This window comes from uncultured Cyclobacterium sp. (genome assembly GCF_963976465.1).
GTDB lineage: Bacteria > Bacteroidota > Bacteroidia > Cytophagales > Cyclobacteriaceae > Cyclobacterium.
This window is the reverse complement of sequence record NZ_CAXBOC010000293.1, coordinates 1-7,224: the sequence shown is the minus strand read 5'-3', so window position 1 is coordinate 7,224 and position 7,224 is coordinate 1. Positions and strand designations below refer to the sequence as shown.

Genomic DNA, 7,224 nt, shown 5'->3' with positions numbered 1-7,224 from the left:
TACCAATGAATTATTTGCTGTTGGTCGGCTAAAGGTTTCGGTTCCTTGGATAGAAGGACTTAATTATGAATTCAATTATTCCCACGTTTACTCCAATAGAAACAACAATACCTTCCATTCGAGTTCAACCCCATCCGGAGTTTCAAACAGGGGATTAGCCATTAAAAACCCTTCGGAATCGAGGGATTGGAACCTTAATAATATTATCAATTACTCTAGAACTTTTGGAGATCATCAAGTCAATGGAACATTCCTATTTAGCAGGGAGGGTAGAACAGGAAATGCTTCAACCCTCTCAGCTTCCGGTTTTGAAAATGAAATCCTTGGTTATAATAATATTGGTTTGGCAGAAGTTGTCACAGGAAGTTCTTCAGCTTACGAAGAAAATAGCCTTTCCTATATGGCTCGTGTCAATTATAGTTTTTTATCCAAATACATGTTTACAGGTACCGTTCGACGAGATGGTTTTTCAGGATTTGGGGCAGGAAATAAATGGGCAACTTTCCCTTCAGCGTCTTTAGCATGGGTGCTTACCGATGAGCCTTTCCTTAATGATACCGATGTTTACTTAAAGTTGAGAACATCTTATGGTATGAACGGTAATCAGGGAATTGGAAGGTATTCAAGTTTGTCCAGGATGGGTACGCGCTATTATGTTTATGGTCAATCTACAGCCATTGGATTGTATCCAAGTAACCTGGGTAATGTAGACTTGGCATGGGAAACCACTACTTCTTATAATCTTGGACTTGACTTTGGTTTCTGGCAGAACAGGATTACAGGTACGGTCAATGCGTATACCGCAAAAACGACAGATGTTCTGGTTTTGAGACAACTCCCCAGGGCTGCAGGCTATGCCAATATCTGGACAAATATTGGAGGTTTGAAAAATAAAGGAATTGAGTTTGATTTACGATCGATCAATATGGATGGACCTCTTAGGTGGGAAACCAATTTCACTTTTGCGCTCAATAGAGATGAGATCACCAAATTGTATGGAGGAGAGGACGACAATGACATTGGTAATGGATGGTTTGTTGGTGAATCACTCAGTGCGATTTATGATTATGAAATGGCTGGAGGAGTTTGGACTGAAGAAGAGTTTTTTAGCGGCAATATCCTGAATGGATGGTATCCGGGCCAGTTTCGGTATGTGGATCTGAATGGAGATGGGGAAATTGACCCTACCAACGATAGGAAGGTAATTGGTTATGAATCTCCCAGCTACAGGTTTAGTTTAAACAATAGCTTTACCTACAATAATTTTACCCTCTCTGTTTTTATCAACTCAATACAAGGCGGTAAAAACTATTACCAAGCTAATAATGCTGACATCATAAATCCCCTCTTTTATTTTCCTGATAGAAGAAACAATTCAGCGGTAAACCCCTATTGGACCCCGGGAAATCCAACTGCCAATACAACAGGGATTTACAATGTACCCCTTCGACAAAGTGGAATTTATCAAAGCCGAAGTTTTGTAAGGTTGCAGGATATTTCTCTTGGTTACACTTTCAATAAAAGCTTTTTGGATAAATTAAATTTGCAGTCTGCACAGGTTTATATCTCCAGTAAAAATCCTTATGTGTGGACCAACTGGCAAGGTTGGGATCCAGAAACAGGTGTAAGTGATACCCCACTGATGAGGAATTTCATTCTAGGTTTGAACCTTAGCCTATAAGCGTTCAACTTATTTTATTAAGTAAAACCTGAAAAACATAAAAAAAATGATGAAAATAAATATAAAAAATCTTGCAGTTAAATCTTTGCTGATGGCTGCGGTTGTGCTGTTTATATTTCCGTCTTGTAATGATGATATTCTGGACGAAAAACCACTGGATTTTCTTTCACCGGACAATGCATACTTAACTGAAGCAGGTGCCTTGCAAGGTATAACTGCTATTCATGACCGTGTTCGGGTTGCCTATTATTCATTTGGTGAATTTGGGGTGATGAATTGGGCTACACATGGCTCAGATATTGGTTACAATGGTGAAACCCCCGGCCCTGGAGGTTCTTATTTGAATTCCTATACTGACATGACTCCTGTTTGGCGAAATGTGATTGCTACATGGAATGTAGGTTTTGAAATTATCCAATGGGCAAATGTTTTGATTGATAGGGTGGAAAGCGCCGATCCTGAAGTGTTTGCAGAGGGTGAAGCAGGTAAAAACAAGTACATCGCAGAAGCCCGCTTTTTTAGGGGCTTTGCCTACAGATACTTGGTTTCCACTTATGGAGATATTCCACTTTTGACAGAGCCTATCAATTCTGCTAAAGCGGATTTTATTAGAAACCCGGTAGCAGACATTCATAACTTGATGGTTGAAGATTTTCAATATGCCGCCAATAATTTACCTAAACCGGGCGAAGAAGATGCTCCGGGAAGAATTACCCAAGGACCTGCTTGGCATTACCTGGCAGAAACCTACCTTGAACAGGATGATTTCGAAAATGCCGTAGAAGCAGCTTCAAATGTTATTGAAGATTATGATTACGATTTGATGTTAAGCCGTTTTGGAACAAAGCTTGGCAACGATGTATGGGGCTCCGGAGATGTGTTTTTTGACCTTTTTGGTTTTGGAAATCATAATCTTCCGGAAAATAAGGAAGCAATGTGGGTCATTCAAGTGGAGCCTTTTATAATCGGCGGAGGACAAATAGCAAGTGCCTATATTTTTGGACCACGTTATTTTGATATCGGGCTTACACCTGATGGAAAAAAAGGTTTTCAAGGAGAACTATATAATGGCTTGTATACGGGGTATTCCGATAGTCTTGGTCGGCCAACTGCAAATGGGAGAGGAACCAGTCTGGTTTATTATGGAGTATGGCAGGACAATTGGGACATTGATATCAGGAATGCTGAACATAATTTAAAACGCAATTTTTATTATGATAATCCTGAGTCAGCTTTCGACAAACAAAAAATCGACTTCAGCCTTTATGATCCACCAAGACCTGACCCAATAGCGGATTCTACTAAAATTATTTTCCCTATCCATACTAAATTTACTGATCCTTTAAATTATTTCTTGCAGCCTAACCGTTCAGGAGGAGGGATTACGCACAAAGATTGGTATGCATTGCGTTTTGCTGAAACCTTGCTAATTCGAGCCGAGGCAAATTTAGAGTTGGGCAATAATGCCTTGGCAGCAGCAGATGTAAACAGAATAAGAGAACGTGCCAATGCAACTCCTGTCTCTGCATCCGATATTGATATGGATTTCTTGTTGGATGAACGTGTAAGAGAATTGTACGGAGAAGAATGGAGGCTATTAATATTGAGACGTACCGGTAAACTTTTAGAAAGGGTTCGTAAATACAACGATAACCCTCTTGTTCCTGGAGCAGCTATTGAGGAACATAATTTCCGTTGGCCGATACCTCAGGCACAGATTGATCTAAATGTAGATGCTAATTTCCCTCAAAATCCCGGCTACTAAATTTATATTCCAAGATAATTTTAATTGGAATCAATTAAATGCTACATTAAAGGGGAGAAACTTAAGGTTTCTCCCCTTTATATTCTATTTGGTAGAGTGTAGCCATTTTTTTTATAATAAATAAAGGTATTGAATTTTAAATTCTTAGAAAGTATGAAAGGTTTTAATAATGGTATTCCCCTATTACTTTTGGTGGTTTCTCTTTTTTATCTTTCTATCCTTAAAGTAGAAGGGGAAATCTACAGCCATAGTGAATGCCAGAAAAACCCACAAGAAGGGCTTCGTTTGTCCACTTTTGATATAGATGTTACCCCTCCGGTAGGAAGTCCTTTGGCTTATGATGTTTCTATAAACAAATGGGATCTAGGTTTAAGGGCTAAAGGAATAGTGTTACAAGGAGCTGGATTACCTATAGTTTTATGTTCCATAGATTGGCTTGCCATTGGTAATGAAGGCATGGATGAATTTAAGAGAGCATTGGCGGCAGCTGTTGGGTCTACGCCGGAGCGGATTTCAGTGAATGTTTTGCATCAGCACGATGCCCCAAGGTTTGATGCAGGAGCAGAGCAAATTCTTTTGGAAGCGGGGATAGATCCGGCAATAATTAACCCTACCAACTTTGATGGAACATTTCCTCGTGAAGCGCTTAGACGTTTAACAGTGGCTGTTAAAAGCGCTTTATCGGCTCCACAACCTGTAACACATTTAGGTATTGGTAAAGCAATTGTTGATAGAGTAGCTTCAAATAGAAATATTTATGGGCATGATGGTAAAGTACGTGTTACGAGAATGTCTACTACTAAAGATCCTGATATACGTGCCGAACCTGAAGGGCTGATTGACCCTGAACTATCACTTATTAGTTTTTGGAATGAAAACAAGCCGGTCGCTATTATGAGTTATTATGCGACCCATCCACAGAGTTATTACCGTACAGGTATTCCTAACCCTGATTTTGTAGGGGTTGCCAGATTTTTTCGTCAATTGGCTGTTCCTGATGCCCTTCATATACATTTTAATGGGGCAGGAGGAAATATTGCTGCAGGTAAATACAATGATGGATCCCATGAGAACAGACTTGTTTTTGCGCAACGTTTGGCAAATGGAATGGAAAAAGCTTGGGAGACTACAAAGAAAAAACCTATAACTGCTGCCAATGTTTCTTGGTCAGTAGAAAAGGTGGCTTTGCCTCCGGCTCCCTATTTGTTTAAAATACAAGAGGAGTTAAAATTAAGCAACGAGCTACTAAAGAAAAATAGTGGAATCGCACGAAAAATGGCATGGTTGCGTAGGACACAGACGGGTAAAACCATTGATATCAGTTGCCTAAGTCTTAATGATGCTAGAATTTTACATATGCCCGGAGAACTTTTTGTAGAATATCAACTTGCCGCTAAAGCAAGTCGCACGGATTTATTTGTAACCATGGCCGCTTATGGCGATCTTGGTATGGGGTATATTGGAACCTCATTGGCTTATGAAAAAGGAGGGTATGAGGTCAGTGAGCGCGCATCGAATGTTGCTCCTGAAGTAGAAGGGGTATTGATGAAGGCCATTAATGATCTATTAAAAAAATAATTCTAAGCTGCCTTCTATTTCTCATTTTGAAGTTTTTTTATTGCCCCTCTTTTAAAGATAGTTTTCCAGCTTCTTTTGTGTAACTAATGCAAGTGGTATTTTACTTCTGAGGAGAAGTTAATTTTAACCATATCTATATTTTAAAATATTTCGTAAGTCGACCAAGGGTGTTCCCCTTCATAGTTGTTTTTTTATTATTAACCGGGAATATTTTTAAAAACTTTCTGTTCTAAAATGAAAAAGTTTTTGTTTTATACTTTTTGCTTTCTCCTATTGGGGGGTATAGTAAAAGCGCAGGATTTAATTGAGTCTGCAGGCAAACTCCTTAGTATTAGGGCAGGGTATCAAGGAAATTATCTAAAAGACAATGCTTTATCCCCCTTACACTATCAAGGATCAGGAATTCAATACGGCCTTTCTTATCGGAGAATAGGTAAAAATATTTTTGGGATATCAGTAGCCTATGGAGCAGGAGAGATGCGTTCCAATGAAACAAGTGGATTTACCAATACTTTTTTAGACATTAATATTGACGTGGAATACTTATTTCGAATAAAAAATAATAGTGAATCCTTAGACATTTATTTGGGAGGAGCTTATGAAACCAATGCTTTTTTTATTGAATGGAATGATTTAGATGCATTTAGTTATACTTCCACTCAAGGAATGGCAATTAGGGGTTTGTTGACCCAAAGGATTAATGACAGACATAGCATGCAAACTTCTTTTGGCATACCGATAGTCCAATTTTTAGGAAGACCTCCTTACAATGGAATCGATGAGTTTATAATAGAAAATCAGGATAATCCTGTAAAAATTATGCTTCAAGGAGAACCTGCCTCTTTAGGTCATTATTTAGGCTTGGATTGGGGTTTGGTTTATGCCTACCAAATTTCACCACGTTTGGCTTGGAACTTGGCCTATTCAATTTCCTTCCAAAAAGTAAACAATTTACACTCATTCAAGCGGATGACAATGTCTGCCGCAAGCGGAATAACCTTAAAATTTTAAGCTAATGAAAGGCTTTCTTAAAGTTAATATTAAGAAAATAATAAAATCCTTGACTATTAATTATCATACTTCTGTGAGGCGTCAAAACCTTTGGTTAATAATGATTTCCATTTTTTTATGCAGCTGTGAGGAGGTAATTTTAGGTGAAGAGGCACCCAATAGTCCTTCGCAAAATTTTGAAATCTTATGGAATGATTTCGACCGGCATTATAGTCTCTTTGAGGTGAGAGGGATCAATTGGAAACAGCTGTATCAAATTTATCGCCCAAAAGTTACCGATGATCTTTCTGATGAGGAACTTTGGAAAGTAATGACGGAAATGGTGGAACACTTAGACGACAGCCATACAACACTCTACAATGGAAACATTAAGTATAAATCCGGCTATGCGCTCAATGAGCAGTCTACAGCTGAATTTAGCCCTGAATTATTACTCTCAAAGTATATAGCTAACAAAACCGAGGTGGGGTCAGAAGATGAACTCTTCTTTGGGAAAGTCAAAGACAAAAATATAGGCTACATTTATTTGGGTACTATGGATGGTGATAATCCTTCAGTAATGGATGAAATAATTAAAAACTTTGAAAATACTGAAGCCATTATTTTGGATTTAAGACAAAATAGTGGGGGAGATGACAGGTATTCAGCAAGAATTGCTCAAGCCTTTTCTGATGGAGTTCACGAAATATATAGTGTACAGACTAGGAATGGAAAAGGTTATAATGATTTTGATGAGAAGAATATATACTATACTCAATTTGATGGTGACAATTCATACACTAAGCCCGTTATTGTACTTACGGACAGAAAAACCATCAGTGCAGGTGAAGTTTTCTTGCTACATATGAAGGCTTTTGATCAGGTCATTCAAATAGGAGATACCACAGCCGGTGACTTTTCTACGGTAAGTAATATGCGATTTCTTCTCAATGGGTGGAGGTATGTATATTCTATTCAGCAATTTTTATTACCCAATGGACGCAGTTTAGACGGTATTGGTCATGTGCCTGAAATTTATGTTAAGAATACAGAATATACTGTAAATAATAACACAGACCTTGTTGTGGAAAAGGCATTGGATTATTTATTGCAACAACATGGGATAGAATGAGTACCCGGTTTTATCTCTATAGTTGGTTTAGCCCCCTTTAAATCGGACAATTTTATTTTTGGTATTGTATAAGAGCTC

5 protein-coding genes are annotated in these 7,224 nt (G+C 38.3%); all 5 read left to right on the top strand.

What is annotated here, in order from left to right:
* Positions 1-1,681 (top strand): SusC/RagA family TonB-linked outer membrane protein (locus tag AAC037_RS15820; RefSeq protein ID WP_339903890.1); only part of this gene is annotated, 1,681 nt, incomplete at its 5' end.
* A gap of 46 nt (positions 1,682-1,727) precedes the next feature.
* The gene (locus tag AAC037_RS15815; RefSeq protein ID WP_339903888.1) at positions 1,728-3,446 is read left to right on the top strand and encodes a RagB/SusD family nutrient uptake outer membrane protein; all 1,719 of its coding nucleotides are present in this window, start codon (positions 1,728-1,730) and stop codon (positions 3,444-3,446) included.
* A gap of 153 nt (positions 3,447-3,599) precedes the next feature.
* A complete protein-coding gene (locus tag AAC037_RS15810; protein WP_339903887.1) occupies positions 3,600-5,024 on the top strand; it encodes a hypothetical protein in 1,425 nt (474 codons plus the stop codon).
* Between the two features lie 234 nt (positions 5,025-5,258).
* The gene (locus AAC037_RS15805) at positions 5,259-6,035 is read left to right on the top strand and encodes a hypothetical protein (protein ID WP_339903886.1); all 777 of its coding nucleotides are present in this window, start codon (positions 5,259-5,261) and stop codon (positions 6,033-6,035) included.
* A 100-nt stretch (positions 6,036-6,135) separates the two neighbouring features.
* Complete coding sequence (locus tag AAC037_RS15800; protein WP_339903885.1) at positions 6,136-7,146, top strand: S41 family peptidase; 1,011 nt, start codon at positions 6,136-6,138, stop codon at positions 7,144-7,146.
* The last annotated feature ends 78 nt before the right edge of the window (positions 7,147-7,224 follow it).

Excerpts from the sequence above, each read along its gene's own strand:
- AAC037_RS15815 (WP_339903888.1), top strand. The coding sequence starts at position 1,728 with ATGATGAAAATAAATATAAAAAATCTTGCAGTTAAATCTTTGCTGATG.
- AAC037_RS15810 (WP_339903887.1), top strand. The coding sequence starts at position 3,600 with ATGAAAGGTTTTAATAATGGTATTCCCCTATTACTTTTGGTGGTTTCT.
- AAC037_RS15805 (WP_339903886.1), top strand. The coding sequence starts at position 5,259 with ATGAAAAAGTTTTTGTTTTATACTTTTTGCTTTCTCCTATTGGGGGGT.
- AAC037_RS15800 (WP_339903885.1), top strand. The coding sequence starts at position 6,136 with ATGATTTCCATTTTTTTATGCAGCTGTGAGGAGGTAATTTTAGGTGAA.